This is a genomic window from Streptomyces sp. V2I9 (genome assembly GCF_030817475.1).
Taxonomy (GTDB): Bacteria; Actinomycetota; Actinomycetes; order Streptomycetales; family Streptomycetaceae; genus Streptomyces.
Map to the genome: position 1 here is coordinate 106,035 of NZ_JAUSZJ010000002.1, position 15,990 is coordinate 122,024.

Sequence of the window (15,990 nt, forward strand, 5' to 3'; positions counted from 1 at the left end):
CGTGATTCCGCGTTCAGTACGGCAGCCGTGTGAGCCAGGCGGGGAGCTCGGACGCGCCGAGCGCGTTGCCGGAGCCGGGGCCGGTCACGGCGGCGGCTCCGCAGGCCACGCCTGCCGCCAGGCAGTCCGCCAGGGGGCTGCCGTCGATCCACCGGTGCACGAAGCCCACGTTGAAGCAGTCTCCGGCTCCCGTCGTGTCCACCACGGGCACCGCAGGAGAACCTTGAACCGCCCGACGTCCGTTCGCCGCGGCCACCGCGCCTGCCGGACCGCGCTTGATCACCACGGTGGGCACCAGCTCGCAGAGCAGCGCCAGCGCCTCTTCGACCGTGCCGGCCCCGGTCACCCGCAGCGCTTCCGACTCGTTGGGCGCGAAGACGTCCACCCGCCCCAGGGTCTCGCGGACGTCGTCCATGCCGATGTGGCCGGGGTAGTCCTGGCAGTCCATGAACACCCGCGTTCCGTGCCGGGCGGCCGTCTTCAGCGCGTCGGTGGTGTCCGGGCCGTACCGGAGGAAGGGGAGCATCACCACCGACGGGCGGAACGCGTCGATCAGCTCCGCCGGAGGGCGGGCGGCGACGGGGTCCTCGTGGGCGATCATCGCCCGGTCCTTCGCATCGGAGAGGGCCACCGTCACATTGCGCACAGGGCGCGGGTGATGACGGAAGCCCGCCTCTTCCATGCCCTCCTGGCGCGCCGCCGCCAGGACCGCACGGCTGAAGAGGTCCGTGCCGAAATCGGCTGCCCACACTGCCCGCCGCCCCAGCCGGTGCAGCCCCATCGCCAACGTGAACGCCCCACCGGGCACCATGTCCAGTCCATCGGCCCACACCTCGGCCCCCGCCCTCACCGGGCCGCGCAGATCCGTGAGGACCAGATCGACCGCGTAGGCCCCGACGATGAGCACCGCGGCTTCGGCCGGCCGGGATGCCACGGGCGCTACCGCCCCTGCCGGTGGGCGGGACTCCGCTCGCCCACCCCGTCGCGCACGGCGTCCGCGGTCGCCGCCTCCTGCCGGGCGGCCTCATGGCCCGGTTCGTGCCACACACGCATCATGTCGTGCTCCTCCTGCGGCGACTGCGGCACGTGCCGCGGATCAGGCATGCTCAGAAACGTAAGCGCCCGGTGGCGCCCCGTCATGATGCGAGGGAGAGAAGTGGCCTTATACCGACTCTGCATTGCCCGAAAGGGCCCTGCGCGGCGGGCCGCATCCGGTTCACCGGGGGCGTGAGGGCAGTCGGTCGCACGTGGCCGGGGAGCCGGGGCGGTCCGGGGGTTCCCCCCGGAACGCCCCGGTGGAGCCTTCCGCCGATCACGCCTCCGGCCAGAACGAGCGGGGCCGGTGCGGCTACTCGTACCGGTACTTCAGCGATTCCGCCTCCACCCGTTCGATGTCCGCGATCGTCAGCTCCGGCATCCTCAGTTGGGCCAGCGTCACCTCCGCCGAGGAGGGCTGGGCGTCCGCCGGCAGCCACTGCTCCGGCTTCCAGGCCCCGCTGCGCATGAGCGACTTGGGGCAGTGCGGGTAGACCTCCTCGATCCCGATCACCAGCGCGCCGGCCGGCGGCTTGCCCACGGCGGTCAGCTGCGCGAGCAGTTCGGGGCGGGTGGAGACGCAGGCCCGGCCGTTCACCCTGAGCGTCGTGGTGCGCCCGGGGATGAGGAACAGCAGCCCGGCCCGGCCCGTGGCGATGATGTTCTGCATCGTGTCCAGGCGCTTGTTGCCGGTCGCGTCCGGAATCACCACGGTCCGCGAGTCCAGGACGCTGACGAAACCGGCGGGGCCGCCGCGCGGCGAGACGTCGCAGTTGCCCTCGGCGTCCGCGCTGGAGACCAGGACCAGCGAGGAGCAACTGATCAACTGACGCGTCTGTTCGGTGAGTTCGGTCATCTGCTTGCGTACGGCAGCGGTGCCGGGCAGCGCGTACGCCCGGCGCAGCTCCTCGTGGTCGGACACGGCGTCGAGACGGAGCGAGTCGAAGGCACTGCCGGCCAGGGATGTCGTCATGCGTTCGACCCTAGCGACCCGGCCGCCGGTTGCCGGTGCGGGCGTGGGCGGGGCCCGCGCCGGCCGGCTCAGACACCGGCCACGGGCGCGCTCACCTTCGGCACCACGACGGGGGCTCCGTCGGAGGCCGCGGTGAGGATCTCCGCCTCGATGCCGTACAACTCCCTTACCAGCGCGGCGTCCACGGTATCGCGGGGCGGACCGGAGGCGACGATCCGGCCGTCGCGCATGGCGACCAGGGTGTCGGCGTACCGTGCGGCCGCGGCGAGGTCGTGCACGACCATGACGATGGTGCGGCCCTGCGCGGCCACCTCGCGGACCAGGTCCAGGACCTCCACGGCGTGGCCGATGTCGAGGGCGCTGGTGGGTTCGTCGAGCAGGACGACCGGGGTCTCCTGGGCGAGGGACATGGCGAGCCAGCAGCGCTGGCGCTGGCCGCCGGAGAGCTGGTCGAGGCGGCGTCCGGCCAGAGCGGCTGTGCCGGTGGCCTCCAGGGCGCGGGTGACGGCTTCCTCGTCCTCGTGCGACCACTGGCGGAACAGACCCTGGTGCGGGTGGCGGCCGTACCGGACCAGTCCGGCGACGGTGACCGCCTCGGGGGCCTGCGGGGCCTGGGGCAGCAGGGCGACGCGGTGGGCGGCGTCGCGCTGGCGCAGCCGCCAGACATCGGCGTCGCCGACGAACACGGTGCCGGAGCGGGGCTGGTGGAGACGGGCCATGGAGCGCAGGAGCGTCGACTTGCCGCAGCCGTTGGGGCCGACGATCGCCACGACCTGGCCGGAGGGAACCGTCAGGTCCACCCGATCCACGGCGGTGTGACCGGCGTATCCAGCGGTGAGCTGTTCGACTCGGATTTCCACGGGGACCGGCCTTTCCGGAGGACGTGGGCACCGCTGTGCCCGATGCCGCTAAAGTAAGGCTAACCTTAGCTCGCTCACGAGCCGACGGGCGCATCCACGCGACCGTACGGCCGTCGCCGCTTCATGTCCCGTTGATCCCGGAGCCCTTGATGACCCTGCACAGCCGTCCCGCCCGCACCGCCGCCCGAAGAGCCGCGCAAGCCGTCGCCACCCTCGGGGCCGCCACCCTGCTGCTGACGGCCTGCGGTTCGGACTCCGACTCGGGCACGTCCTCCGGGGACAAGGCCGGCAAGACGGACTCCGTCTCCACCGCGACCCGTACGGTCAAGGACGCCACCGGCAAGGCCGTGGAGATCCCGGCGGAGCCGAAGCGCATCGTCACCCTGACCCAGGAGGACCTGGACGCCGTCCTGGCGCTGGACATCAAGCCGGTCGGCATCACCAACGGGCAGGGACTGGACAAGCCTCCGGCCTACCTGGCCGACAAGGTCGAGGGCGTCAACGTCGTCGGCAACCTGCTCCAGCCGGTCATGGACAAGGTCGTCGCGGCGAAGCCGGACCTGATCCTCGCCGGTGACATGCAGGACGAGCAGGTGCTCGAGCAGTTGCGGGAGATCACCCCGGCCACGCTGGTGACGATGGCCCCGACCGACGACTGGAAGCTGTTCTTCCGGGGCGTCGGCAACGCCGTCAACAAGCTGGACAAGGCCAACAAGTTCATCACGGACCACGAGGCCGCCGCGAAGGCCGCCGGTGAGAAGCTCGGCGCGAACAAGGGCGCCGAGGTCTCCATCGTCCGCTGGAACCCGGACGGGCCGAGCTGGATGGAGAACAAGCAGTTCGCCAGCGGTGTCGCCCTGGAGATGGGGCTGAAGCGGCCCGCGTCCCAGAACAAGGACGGCAACGCGCACACCCCGTCGCTGAGCCTGGAGAAGATCGACGAGATCGACGGCGACTGGCTGTTCCTGTCGACGCTGACCTCGGACGGCGAGAAGGCGCTCAAGGACGTCCAGTCCAAGCCCGCCTACAAGGAGCTGGGCGCCGTCAAGAACGGCCACGCGGTGACGGTCGACGGCTCGGTGTGGTCCACGCGCGGCGGACCGCTCGCGGCGGACGTCGTCCTGAACGACTACGTCAAGGCGCTCACGGCCAAGTGACCTCCGGGTGAGGTGAGGCCCCGTGCTGTGCGGCCCGGACCGGGAGTTCCCGGTCCGGGCCGCACAGCTGCGGTGTCGTGCACGAGGCCGTGGCGCGGGCGCCGGGCCGAGGCCCCGCCCCGCCCCGGCGCCGGGCACCGCCTCAGGCCCGTGCGCCACCTCGGGACCTGGCGACGGCGAAGTCCGCCGCCGTCCACGCCATCCCGACCGCCCCGTCCAGCAGCGCCTGTTCGGCCGCCGGAGAGAGCGCAGCCTCGGCAAAAGCGGCCTCGTGCGGGCCGCAGGCTCCCGCGCTGATGTCGAGCACCGGGTGGATGGACGGCACGACGTGAGAGACGTTGCCCATGTCGGTGCAGGCGAAGGGCGGGCGCTCGACGGGTTCGGCGCGGCCGAGTTCCCGCGCGTTGGCCGTCCAGAGCCGGATCAGCTCCGGATCGCCGCGGAAGTCGAGGTAGTCGGGCTCCGGGCGTTCCAGGGCCACTTCGCAGCCGGTGGCCAGCGCCCCGGCGCGGAAGCAGTCCTCGACCCGCTGCCGCAGCTCCCGCAGGTCCTCGGCGGCCAGCGCCCGTATCTCGTACGTGGCGGTGGCCCGGTCGGGGATCGCGTTGGGCGCGGTCCCGGCACCCGTGGTGATGCCGTGCACCCGCCACTGCGGGGGAAGTTGCTGGCGCAACAGGCCCAGGGCGACCTGGGCGACGGTCAGGGCGTCGGCGGCGTTGCGGCCCTCGTGCGGGTTGAGGCTGGGATGCGCGGCGCGGCCGGTGTAGACGACGTCCAGGGTGCCGAGCGCGAAGGAGCGGAAGTCGGCCATCTCGAAGGGGCAGGGGTGCACCATCATCGCGGCGTCCACCCCGTCGAACGCCCCGGCGTCCAGCAACAGCGCTTTGCCCGCCCCCCGTTCCTCGGCAGGGGTGCCGAGGACGCGTACGGTCAGACCGAGTTCGTCCGCGAAGGGGGCGAGGCCGAGTGCGGCGCCGACCCCGGCGGCGGCGATGAGGTTGTGCCCGCAGGCATGTCCGAGGCCGGGCAGGGCGTCGTACTCGCAGGCGATGGCGACGGTCAGGGGCCCGGAGCCGATGGTGGCGCTGAACGCGGTGTCCAGGCCGTGGGCGGGGGCGGTGACCTCGAAGCCGTGGGCGGCGAGGATTCCCGCGCAGCGCGCGGCGGCTCGGTGCTCCTCGAAGGCGGTCTCGGGCTCGGCGTGCAGAAGCCGGCTCAGCTCCAGCAGAGCCGGGGCGTGGCCGTCGACCGCCTCCCGTACGGCGGCCCTGAGTCCGCGGAACCACGCGTCGGCCGTCTCGTCGGCATCCGCCTCGGGGTGCGGGACTGCGGGGACGGTCATGGATGCTCCTTGCCTTCCGGACCGCTGCGTGCGGTCGCCTGCGCTGCCGGAAATAGGTTAACTTAGCCTTACCTAAGTGTGCGCCGTGTGCCCAACAGCCCGGTGTCCGTTGTCCTTCAGGGGAGTCGTCACACCCATGCATGAGCGTCCGAACCGCCCGACCAGCTCTTCGGCAGCAGACCTCGGTGGTGTGTCCTCCCCCGGACTCCCCCTCCTCGCCGCCCAGTCGGGCATCTACTACGCGCACCAGCTGGCCCCGCTGGGCACCGAGCTGAACACGGCGGACCGCGTCGAGATCGACGGACCGCTGGACGCGGACCTGTTCACGACGGCGTTGACGCGGGCGGTCACCGAGGCGGAGACGCTCGCCGTGCGCGTGTCCGAAGTCGACGGGGCGCCCGTGCAGCGGGTCGTCACCCCCGTCGCACCCGTGGTGCACCGCCTGGAGTCGACCGAGGCCGAGGCCGAGGCGTGGATGCGGGAGGACCTGTCCCGGCCGGTGGACCTCGCCGCCGACGGCGCGCTGATGACGCAGGCTCTGATCCGGGTCGGTGAGGAGCGCCACCTCTGGTACCAGCGCGTGCACCACATCGCGGTGGACGCCTACGCCCTGTCCCTCATCGGGCAGCGCGTCGCCGAGCTGTACCGGGCGCTGGCCGCCGGGGAGCCGCTGCCCGAGGGCCGGTTCGCCCCGCTGAGCGAGCTGACCGGGCAGGAGGCCGCGTATCTGGCCGGCGAGGAGTACGCGGCGGACCGGGCGTTCTGGACCGCCCGCATGGCGGGCGCGTCGGTCCCCGCTCCACACCGCTCCCCCGCCCTCACCCGGGACGCGACGGACGGCGGACCGGTCCACCTGGTCACCGATCTTCCCGCCGGGGCGCTGGAGCGGCTGTCCTCGGCCGCGGGTACGGCGAAGGCGACCTGGGCGGAGCTCGTGGTGGCCGCGACCGCCGGCCATCTGCACCGGCTCACCGGCGCCGAGGACGTCGTGCTCGGCCTGCCGCTGACCAACCGGCGGGGACCCGCGGCCCTGCGGACACCCGCCATGACCGTGAACGTGCTGCCGCTGCGGATCACCGTGCGCCCGGCGGACACCGCGGCCGAACTGCTGCGCCGGGTGGTGCTGGAGATCCGCGCGGTCCGCCGCCACCAGCGCTACCCGCAGGCCGACCTGCGCCGCGATCTGGCCCTGGAGTCGGCGGAGACCCCGCTCACCGGTCCGCTGGTCAACGTCAAACCGTTCGACGGCGCGCTGGACTTCGCCGGGGCCACGGGCACCGTGCGCAATCTCGCGGCCGGTCCCGTGGAAGGGCTGGCTCTCGGCGCGGCCCCCGGTCCGGACGGGGGCCTGCGGCTCACCCTGGACGCCGACCCCGCCTCCTACGGTCCTGCGGACCTCGCCGCCCACCAGGACACCTGGCTGCGCTGCCTGGACGGCCTGGCCGAGCTGCTGCTGACCGCCCCGGAACGGCCGATCGGCACCCTGGACCTGCTCACCGAGGAGCAGGTGCGGGACGCCACGTCCGGCCGCACCGAGCCTTCCGCCGCGCTTCCGCTCCCCCGCTCGTTCACCGCACAGGCGGCCCGGACCCCGGACGCCGTCGCCGTACGCTCCACGGTGGCGGGGACGTTCCGGGGCACCGGGGCCGGGGCAGGCTCCGCGCCCGACCCGCGTACGGACCCGTCGGCGGCCGCTGCCGATGACGCCGCCTCGGCGGGGGCCCGGCTCACCTTCGCCGAGCTGGACGCCGCCTCCGACCGCCTGGCCCATCTGCTGACCGGGCCGGGCATCGCCGGGGAGGGCGGTGTCGCGGGCGGCACGGTGGCCCTGGCGCTGCCCCGGACCGCCGACATGGTCGTGGCGCTGCTGGCCGTGCTCAAGGCGGGCCTGGTCTGCCAGCCGCTCGACCTCGGCCACCCCGCCGCCCGGACCCTGGCCGTCCTGGAGGACGCGCGCCCGCTGTGCGTGATCGGCACGGCGGCGACGCTCGCCGCGCTGCCCGACCACGGCCTGCCGGTCGTGGCGCTGGACGCCCCGGCCACGGCCGACGCCCTGGCCGCCTGCCCCGCCGGTCCCCTGCCGGGCGGCCCGGCCCTGGCGGACCCGGCCTATCTCATCCACACCTCCGGTTCGACGGGCCGCCCCAAGGGCGTCCTCGTCAGCCATGCCTCGCTCGCCAACCTCTGCGCCGGGCACGGCACGGACCACATCGCTCCGGCCGTCGCCCGGACCGGCCGGGAACGCCTCCGGGTCGCGCACAGCGCCTCGTTCGCCTTCGACGCCTCCTGGGACCCGCTGCTGTGGATGGTCCACGGCCACGAGCTGCACCTGCTGGACGACGCCGCCTACCGGGACCCGGCGGCCCTCACCGCGTACGTCGACGCGCACCTGATCGACTATCTCGATGTCACTCCCTCCTATGCCGAAGCGCTGCTCGCCGAGGGTCTGCTGGACGAGGGCCGCCATCATCCGGCCCATCTGGTGGTCGGTGGGGAGACCGTGCCCCCGGCTCTGTGGGAGCGGCTGGCGGAGGCGCCGGCCGTGCACCCGGTCAACCTCTACGGGCCGACCGAGACGACGGTCGACGCCTACTACTGGGTGCCGGGTGCCACGGCCGCCGTGCCCGACGGCCGGCCGGTGCGCGGCTCACGCGTCTACGTGCTGGACTCCTCCCTCCGCCCCGTGCCCGCCGGTGTGACGGGTGAGCTGTACGTCGCGGGTGCCTGCCTGGCCCTCGGCTACCTGGGCCGCCCCGATCTGACGGCCGAGCGGTTCGTCGCGGATCCCTTCGGCGCGCGGCACGGGGACGCCGGGGGCCGGATGTACCGCACCGGTGACCTGGTGCGCCGCCGCGAGGACCACACCCTGGAGTTCCTCGGGCGCAGCGACGACCAGGTCAAGATCCGGGGCTTCCGCATCGAACTCGGGGAGATCCAGGCCCGGCTGGCCGCCCACCCCCGGGTCGCCGCGGCCGCCGTCATCGCCCGCGACACCGGCCACGGCAAGCGGCTGCTGGCCTACGCCGTCCCGGTACGGTCCAAGGACGCCGGGCCCGGAGGACCGGACCGCGCCGCCGACAGCGCGCCTCCCACCCCCGCCCGAGCTCCGCGAGCATCTGGCCGCCGCCCTGCCCGAGCACATGGTCCCCGCGACCGTGACCCTCCTGGACGCGCTGCCCCGTACCGCCAACGACAAGCTCGACCACCGCGCCCTGCCCGACCCCGAACCGCTCGTCCTCGCCGGGGGAGCCACGGACGGCGCGGACGGCGGACCGCACACCGAGATCGTGCGCGGGATCTTCGCCGACGTGCTCGGCATCGCCGAACCACCGGCCGCCGACGCCGGCTTCCTCGACCTCGGCGGGCACTCGCTGCTCGCCGCCCGGCTGGCCGCCCGCGTCCGGGAGCACTTCGGCGTGCCGATGAGCATCGCGGACGTCTTCCGCCACACCACGCCCGGCGCCCTGGCCGCGCTCGTCCGCTCCCGCGGCGGGGCCGCCACCACCTCCCTGCCGCTCGTCCCCGTCCCGCGCACCGGCCCGCTCCCGCTCTCCGCGGCCCAGCAGCGACTGTGGTTCCTCGACCGTCTCGAAGGGCCCAGTCCCACCTACAACATCCCGCTCGTCCTGAGCGTCGACGGTCCTCTCGACCGTGACGCGCTCCAGCTCGCCCTGGAGGACCTGACAGGTCGTCACGAAACACTCCGTACGGTGTATCCGCCGATGGACCACGCCTCCGGCGACGCCGTGGGCGGCAGCACGGACGGCATGCCCCACCAGCGCATACTCTCCGCCGACGACCCGGCGGCCCGCCCGGTGCTGCAGTTGGCCGAGCCCGGCAGCGATCTCGCCGAAGCCGTGCGGTACTGCTTCGATCTCGCCACCGAACCCCCGCTGCGTACCGTCCTGTTCAGCGATGCGCCCGAGCACCACACCCTTCTGCTGCTCCTGCACCACATAGCGGGCGACGGGGCTTCCACCACTCCCCTCGCCCGTGACCTGGCCACCGCCTACGCCGCCCGCTCCGAGGGACGCGTACCGGAGTTCACACCGCTGAGCGGCCAGTACGTGGACCACGCGGCCAGGCTCCAGCTGCTCCTGGGCTCCCCGGCCGAGCCGACCGCGCTCGCCGAGGCGCAGCTCGCCCACTGGCGGCAGGCGCTCGCCGGGCTGCCGGACCAGGTGGAGCTGCCCACCGACCGGCCCCGGCCGCCCGTCGCCACCTCGGCGGGCGACACCGTGCCCTTCACCCTGGACGCGGCGGCGCACGAGGCGCTGCGCCGGCTCGCGCGGGCGCACGGCGCGACCGTGTTCATGACGGTGCAGGCCGGGCTCGCCGCCCTGCTGACCCGGCACGGCTGCGGCACCGACATCCCCCTCGGCACCCCCGTGGCGGGCCGCGACGACGACGCCACGGCCGGGCTCGTCGGCTTCTTCACCAACACCGTGGTGCTGCGCACCGACACCTCCGGCGACCCTGCCTTCGGCGATCTGCTGGACCGGGTGCGCGCCACCACGCTCGCCGCGTACGAACACGACGCGCTGCCCTTCGACCACCTCGTCGAGGCGCTGAACCCGCCGCGCTCGCTGGCCCGGCACCCGCTGTTCCAGGTGATGCTGGCCTGGCAGTCGATCGCGGACGGGCCCGTAGCCCTCGGCCCGGAGACCACCGCGCGGCTGACCGCCGTACCGTCCGGCACCGCGAAGTTCGACCTGACCCTCAACGCGGGCGAGCTCCCCGGCGGCGGCATCGGCGGCTTCCTGGAGTTCCGCACGGACCTCTTCGACCGGTCGACCGCCCAGGCCCTGGCGGACCGCCTGTCCCGGCTGCTCACCGCGGCGGCCGAGCGGCCCGGCACCCCTGTCGGGCTGCTCCCGATCCTCGGTGACGACGAGATCCACCGGGTCCTGGTCGAGGCGAACGGCGTTCCCGGCGACGGCCCGGCGCCGCTCACCCTGGCAGAGGTCTACGGTGCAGCCGCCCGCCGGCACCCGGAGCGGACCGCCGTCAGCTGCGAGGGCACGTCGCTGACGTACGCCGAACTGTCCTCACGGGCCCGGTCCCTGGCCCGGTTGCTGGCGTCCCGCGGCATCGGCCCCGGCTCGATCGTGGCGCTCGCCCTGCCGCGCTCGCCGGACCTGGTGGCCGGGTTGCTCGCGGTGTCCCTGGCGGGGGCCGCGTATCTGCCGATGGACCCGGACTACCCGGCGGACCGGCTCGCGTACATGCTGGACGACGCCCGTCCGGCGGCGCTGATCACGGACACGGCGACGGCCGGGCGGCTGCCCGCGCACGACCTCCCTCTGATCACGGTGGACGAGGCGGCCGGCTTCCCGGACGGCCCCCTCGGCCAGGCGGACCGCACCCGGCCGCTCACCCCGCAGGACCCGGCCTACGTCATCTACACCTCGGGCTCCACCGGCCGTCCCAAGGGCGTCGTGGTCACCCAGCACAATGTGACGCGACTGCTGACGGCGACCGAGCACTGGTTCGCGTTCGGACCGGACGACGTGTGGACCCTGTTCCATTCGTACGCGTTCGACTTCTCGGTGTGGGAGCTGTGGGGGGCGCTGCTGTACGGCGGCCGGGTCGTCGTCGTCCCGCACGTGACCAGCCGTGACCCGCACGCCTTCCTCCGGCTGCTGGCGGACGAGAAGGTGACCGTCCTGAACCAGACGCCGTCCGCCTTCTACCAGCTCGCCGCCGCCGACCGGGAGTCGCCGGGGCACGAACTGGCGCTGCGGTACGTGGTGTTCGGCGGGGAGGCGCTGGAGCTGGGGCGGCTCGCGGACTGGTACACCCGCCACCACGAGAACGCACCGACCCTGGTCAACATGTACGGCATCACGGAGACGACCGTCCATGTCTCGTACCTGGCGCTGGACCGGGCGACGGCGGCCTCCGCGATCTCCAGCACCATCGGCGTCAACATCCCGGACCTGCGCGTCTACGTCCTCGACGACCGGCTCCAGCCGGTGCCGCCGGGTGTGACCGGTGAGATGTACGTCGCGGGCGAAGGGGTGGCCCTCGGCTATCTGGGCCGCCCGGACCTGACGGCGGGGCGCTTCGTGGCCGACCCGTTCGCGCGTCTCTTCGGGGAGAGCGGGACCCGGATGTACCGCTCGGGCGATCTGGCCCGGCGGCGTGCGGACGGCGCCCTGGAGTACTTCGGGCGGGGCGACCAGCAGGTGAAGATCCGCGGCTTCCGCATCGAACTCGGGGAGATCGAGGCGGTCTTGGCCGCACATCCCGAGGTCGCGGACGCGGCGGTCGTGGTCCGCGAGGACACGCCCGGCGACAAGCGGCTGGTGGGTTACGTCGTCCCCGCGCCCGGTGCCGAACCGGTTCCGGCGGCCCTGCGCGAGCACGCCGCCGCCACGCTGCCGGTCCACATGGTGCCCTCGGCGGTGGTGGTGCTGGACCGGCTGCCGCTGACCGGCAACGGCAAGCTCGACCGCAAGGCGCTCCCCGCGCCGGGCGTTCCGCCGACCGCCGGGGGCCGCGCGCCGCGCACGGTCCGCGAGGAGCAGCTCTGCTCGATCTTCGCGGAGGTGCTGGGGCTGCCGGCCGCAGGGGTGGAGGACAACTTCTTCGACCTGGGCGGCCATTCCCTTCTCGCGGTGCGTCTCGCCGGGCGGATCAGGGCGGCGTTCGGCATCGAGGTGTCGATCGGCACGGTGTTCCAGGCGCCGACGCCCGCCGCGCTGGACGCGGCGCTGGACGTCTCGCGCGAGGAGGACCCGCTCGATGTGCTGCTGCCGTTGCGACCCGCCCGGCCCGGCGACCGCGCCCCGGTCCACTGCGTCCACCCGGCGGGTGGCCTGAGCTGGTGCTACGCCGGTCTGATCCGCCATCTGCCGGCCGATGTGCCGATCTACGGACTCCAGGCCCAGGGCGTCGGTGAGGCGACGGCGCGGGAGCCGCTGCCCACCACGCTGGAGGAGCTGGCCGCCCATTACGCGTCCCGCATCCGCGAGGTCCAGCCGGAGGGCCCGTACCGGCTGCTCGGCTGGTCGACCGGCGGCATCATCGCGCACGCGATCGCGGCAGTGCTCCAAGAGGCCGGCCAGGAGGTCGAGTTGCTGGCCATCCTCGACGCCTATCCCGCCGAGGGGTTCCGCGGTCTGCCGGTGCCCGACCGTGCCGAGGCCCTCGAATCGCTGCTCACCATGGGCGGTTACGGCCCCGACAGCCTCGGGGACAAGGAGCTGAACACGGCGAACGTGGTGGAGGTACTGCGCCGCGAGGGCTCCCCGCTGGCCGCGCTCTCCGCCGCGAAGATCGAGGCGCTCGGCGAGGTGTACCTCAACACCAACGATCTCGTACGGGCCTACGACCACCGGGTGTTCCGGGGCGATGTGCTGTTCTTCCGGGCCACGGTGGACACCATCGACGACGCCCTGACGCCGGAAACCTGGACCCCGTACGTGAGCGGGCGCATCGACAACACCGACGTCGCCTGCTCGCACAAGGACATGACCCTGCCCGAGCCGATCGCGCACATCGCACGCGTGGTCGCCGACCGACTGACCGAGCTGGAGAAGTGACACCGATGAGCGACGCATCCACCAACCCCTTCGACGCGGACGGGGAGTTCCTGGTGCTGACCAACGCGGAGGGTGCGCACTCGCTGTGGCCGCTGTTCGCCGCGGTGCCCGAGGGCTGGACCACGGCGCACGGCCCGGTCGCCCGGCAGGAAGCGCTGGACTGGATCTCCGCGCACTGGTCCGGCCCCGTCGCCGCCCCCGCGCGGTGAGCGGGCTGCTGATCCGGCCCCGGATACGCCCCCGGATCGCGGTCGTCCTCGTCTACACGGCCGCGATGTGCATGAACGGCCTGGACTCGACGATCGTGAACCCGGCGCTGTACACGATCGCGGGCGACTTCGGCCGCCCGCTGTCGGCGGCCAACACCGTGGAGACTGCCTTCCTGGTCGCGCTCGCGGTGGCGCTGCCGGTGGCCGGGTGGCTGGGCGACCGGTTCGGGACGAAGCGGGTCTTCCTCGGCGCGCTGGCCGCGTTCACGCTCGCCTCGGCGGTCTGCGGTCTGGCCCCCGGCCTGACCACCCTCGTGGTCGCCCGTGCCGCACAGGGCCTGGCGGGCGGGTTGTTGACGCCGGTCGGGATGACGCTGCTGTTCCGGGCGTTCCCGCCGCACGAGCGGATGAAGCTGGCGAAGGTGCTGATCGTGCCGACCGCGCTGATGCCGGCGCTGGGTCCGCCGCTGGGCGGGCTACTCACCGAACACCTCTCCTGGCACTGGCTGTTCTTCGTGAACGTGCCGATCGGAGTGGCGGCTGTGCTGCTGGGCGTCCTCGGCCTGCGGGAGCATGTGGAGGGACCGGAGGGGAAGTTCGACACGGTGGGCTTCTGGCTGGCCACCCCGGCGCTGGGTCTGCTGACGTACGCGCTCGGCTTCGGCCCCTCGCAGGGCTGGACCCGGCCCCCCGTCGCCGTCAGTGCGGCGCTGGGGTCCGTCCTGCTCTTGGCGGCGGTCCTGCACCAGGTGCGGGCGAGAACGCCGTTGCTGAGGCTGCGGCTGCTCGCGGACCGGGTGTACGGGTCCGCCTCGGCGCTGGCCGGGGTGACCGCGGCCGGGCTGATGGGCGTGCTGTTCGTCTTTCCGCTGCTCTACCAGGCGAGTCTGGGGGCGTCGGCGCTGGACGCCGGGCTGAGCGTGTTCCCGGAGGCGGTCGGGCTGATGCTGGCCTCGCAGGTGGTGGACCGGCTGCTGCCCCGGCTCGGCCCCCGGCTGCTGACCGTGCCGGCGCTGCTGCTCGCCGCGGCGGTCTTCGGGGCGCTCGCCGTGCCCGGCGTGGCGGAGAACGCGTGGAGCGTGCGCGCGCTGATGTTCCTCATCGGTCTGGTGCTCGGGACGGCGGTGCTGACCGTGCAGATCTCCGGGTTCGAGTCGATCGGGCCTGCGGACATGGGGCAGGCGATGGGCCTGTTCCAGATCGTCCGCACCCTGGGCGGCGCGTTCGGGATCGCCGCCTGTGCGGCGGTGATCGGGGGCGGCCATGTGACGGAGGCCGTCGATCCGGGCCCGTACCGTACGGCGGTCTGGGTGACGGCGGGGCTGGTGGCGGTCGGGGCGCTGATCGCGCTGCGGCTGCCGCGCGAGGCTCCGCAGCCGCCGCCCTTCGACGACGAGGACGCGCCGCCGGGTGCGGTCCTGGCGGGGGACGAGGCTCCGGCGATCAGGGGCTGAGTGCGCGAAGAAGGGGCGGGGCGGCATCCCGAGGGGGTGCCGCCCCGCCCCTTGCCCGCATGAGGCCGGGACGTTGCCCGCACGGGGCCGGGAAGCGGCCCACGGCGTGGGTCAGCGCGCGCCGAGCAGGTCCGCCAGGCCGTCGGCGAGGCCGCCACGCCAGCAGGCGTAGTCGTGGCCGCCGTTGAACTCCCGGTAGCGGACGTCGTAGCCGCGGGCGCGCAGCACGTTGCGGAGCCTGCGGTTCTCCCCGAGGAGCATCCACTCCTGGAGTCCGACCTCCAACCGGAGGGTGACCGGCCTGCGTTCGGCCCACGCGTACTGTCCGGTGAGCCATTCGCAGCCGCGCTCGTCGTCGGGCCACCAGAAGGAGCCCGACTGGGAGAGGGCGAGGCCGAAGCGGTCGGGGCGCCGGAAGGCGGCGAACGCTGCGGTGAGGCCGCCCGCGCTCTGCCCCGCGATCACCGTTCGGGCGGCGTCCGCCCCGGCTCCGTACCCCTGCCCGGCCCACGGCAGCAGGGTGTCGGCGAGCCAGTCGACGAACGGGGCGCTGCACGCGAGGTCCTGCATCCGCCGGCCCATGGTGTCGACCAGGACGGCCACGGTGGGTGGCAGGTCTCCGTCCGCGTGCAGGTTGTCGAGGATGTCGCCGACACCGAGGACGGGCCCCCACATCTCTCCGTCGAGGAGCACCGCGAGCGCGTACGGGCCACCGTCCGGGCGGTGGCCGGGGGGCAGGTGGACGGTGACCCGGCGGCCGTCGACCTCGGCGTCGATCGTCCGCCCCCGGTCCGCGCCGGCGCGGCGGCAGATGTGCGACTGCGGCGGGGCGTCGGGCAGGTCGAACACGGAGGCGGGGTTGCGGCCGTCCCGTGAGGGCAGGGGGGGCCGGGTGTTGAGCGGGTCGGGCTCGGCCCGGTCGAGGACCTGGAGCCAGGCGGTGCGGTCGGCGCACAGGGCGTCCTCGCGGCTGCCGTCGGTGGCGTGGAACTGGTACGAGGCGCGGTGGTCGGCGCGCAGCCGGTGGCTGATCGCCCAGACGCCGGTGCCCTCGACACGGCGCATCAGGTGCGGGGCGAGGTCGCCCGCGTGCCGGTCCTTGTCGGTGACCGTGTGGACCAGGGCCAGGACGTGAGTGGCGGGGCGCTCGGGGTCCTCGCGGCGGACGAAGGTGACGAGCCGGTGGTCCGCGTCGCCCTCGGGGTCGGGTTCGACCAGCGGGGTGCCGGTCTCGGCGGCGTACCGCCAGAACGCCTCCTCGGCGGCGGGCCGCTCCGCGCGGACGTCCGCGCGGAGCGTACGCAGCAGCGGGCTTCGCACGGCGCTCGTCCCGGAGTCGGTCGGTTCGGTGGACGACACGGGAGGGGGCGGCGGGTTTTCGCCCGGCGGGTGGGTCATGGCTGTCTCGTTCTT

9 protein-coding genes and 1 pseudogene are annotated in these 15,990 nt (G+C 73.7%); 4 read left to right on the plus strand and 6 right to left on the minus strand.

Annotation, left to right across the window (positions count from 1 at the left end):
* Positions 1–13 precede the first annotated feature (13 nt).
* The 4 genes from QFZ71_RS00515 to QFZ71_RS00530 all read right to left on the minus strand — a co-directional run bounded on the left by QFZ71_RS00515 (position 14) and on the right by QFZ71_RS00530 (position 2,868).
* A complete protein-coding gene (locus QFZ71_RS00515; protein WP_307666253.1) occupies positions 14–934 on the minus strand; it encodes a carbohydrate kinase family protein in 921 nt (306 codons plus the stop codon).
* 5 nt (positions 935–939) lie between these two features.
* A complete protein-coding gene (locus QFZ71_RS00520) occupies positions 940–1,104 on the minus strand; it encodes a hypothetical protein (RefSeq protein ID WP_307666254.1) in 165 nt (54 codons plus the stop codon).
* Positions 1,105–1,348: 244 nt separating this feature from the next.
* Positions 1,349–2,008 carry an MSMEG_1061 family FMN-dependent PPOX-type flavoprotein gene (locus tag QFZ71_RS00525; RefSeq protein ID WP_307666255.1) on the minus strand — a complete coding sequence of 220 codons (660 nt, stop codon included), beginning with the start codon at positions 2,006–2,008 and terminating at the stop codon, positions 1,349–1,351.
* A 68-nt stretch (positions 2,009–2,076) separates the two neighbouring features.
* A complete protein-coding gene (locus QFZ71_RS00530; RefSeq protein WP_307666256.1) occupies positions 2,077–2,868 on the minus strand; it encodes an ABC transporter ATP-binding protein in 792 nt (263 codons plus the stop codon).
* Positions 2,869–3,017: 149 nt separating this feature from the next.
* On the opposite strand from QFZ71_RS00530, the gene QFZ71_RS00535 reads away from it, so the two are divergent.
* Positions 3,018–4,025 carry an ABC transporter substrate-binding protein gene (locus tag QFZ71_RS00535; RefSeq protein WP_307666257.1) on the plus strand — a complete coding sequence of 336 codons (1,008 nt, stop codon included), beginning with the start codon at positions 3,018–3,020 and terminating at the stop codon, positions 4,023–4,025.
* A 142-nt stretch (positions 4,026–4,167) separates the two neighbouring features.
* Here the strand turns inward: QFZ71_RS00535 and QFZ71_RS00540 are convergent, their stop codons facing one another.
* Positions 4,168–5,367 carry a M20 family metallopeptidase gene (locus QFZ71_RS00540; RefSeq protein WP_307666258.1) on the minus strand — a complete coding sequence of 400 codons (1,200 nt, stop codon included), beginning with the start codon at positions 5,365–5,367 and terminating at the stop codon, positions 4,168–4,170.
* A gap of 136 nt (positions 5,368–5,503) precedes the next feature.
* Between QFZ71_RS00540 and QFZ71_RS30385 the strand changes: the two are divergent.
* From QFZ71_RS30385 to QFZ71_RS00560, 3 genes and pseudogenes are all read left to right on the plus strand, one after another.
* A pseudogene (locus tag QFZ71_RS30385) lies at positions 5,504–12,914 on the plus strand (amino acid adenylation domain-containing protein).
* 5 nt (positions 12,915–12,919) lie between these two features.
* Complete coding sequence (locus QFZ71_RS00555) at positions 12,920–13,123, plus strand: MbtH family protein (protein WP_307666260.1); 204 nt, start codon at positions 12,920–12,922, stop codon at positions 13,121–13,123.
* Positions 13,120–14,577, plus strand: coding sequence for a DHA2 family efflux MFS transporter permease subunit (locus QFZ71_RS00560; RefSeq protein WP_307666261.1), 1,458 nt, complete (start codon positions 13,120–13,122; stop codon positions 14,575–14,577). Before QFZ71_RS00555 ends, QFZ71_RS00560 begins: the two co-directional genes overlap by 4 nt.
* A gap of 111 nt (positions 14,578–14,688) precedes the next feature.
* On the opposite strand, the gene fes is transcribed toward QFZ71_RS00560, so the two are convergent.
* Complete coding sequence (fes, locus tag QFZ71_RS00565; RefSeq protein WP_307666262.1) at positions 14,689–15,975, minus strand: enterochelin esterase; 1,287 nt, start codon at positions 15,973–15,975, stop codon at positions 14,689–14,691.
* Positions 15,976–15,990 lie beyond the last annotated feature (15 nt).

What these genes read in the sequence shown, in the direction of transcription:
- QFZ71_RS00525 (WP_307666255.1), bottom strand. Translation starts at nt 2,008, where the DNA reads ATGACGACATCCCTGGCCGGCAGTGCCTTCGACTCGCTCCGTCTCGAC.
- QFZ71_RS00540 (WP_307666258.1), bottom strand. Translation starts at nt 5,367, where the DNA reads ATGACCGTCCCCGCAGTCCCGCACCCCGAGGCGGATGCCGACGAGACG.
- QFZ71_RS00555 (WP_307666260.1), top strand. Translation starts at nt 12,920, where the DNA reads ATGAGCGACGCATCCACCAACCCCTTCGACGCGGACGGGGAGTTCCTG.
- fes (WP_307666262.1), bottom strand. Translation starts at nt 15,975, where the DNA reads ATGACCCACCCGCCGGGCGAAAACCCGCCGCCCCCTCCCGTGTCGTCC.
- QFZ71_RS00520 (WP_307666254.1), bottom strand. Translation starts at nt 1,104, where the DNA reads ATGCCTGATCCGCGGCACGTGCCGCAGTCGCCGCAGGAGGAGCACGAC.
- QFZ71_RS00535 (WP_307666257.1), top strand. Translation starts at nt 3,018, where the DNA reads ATGACCCTGCACAGCCGTCCCGCCCGCACCGCCGCCCGAAGAGCCGCG.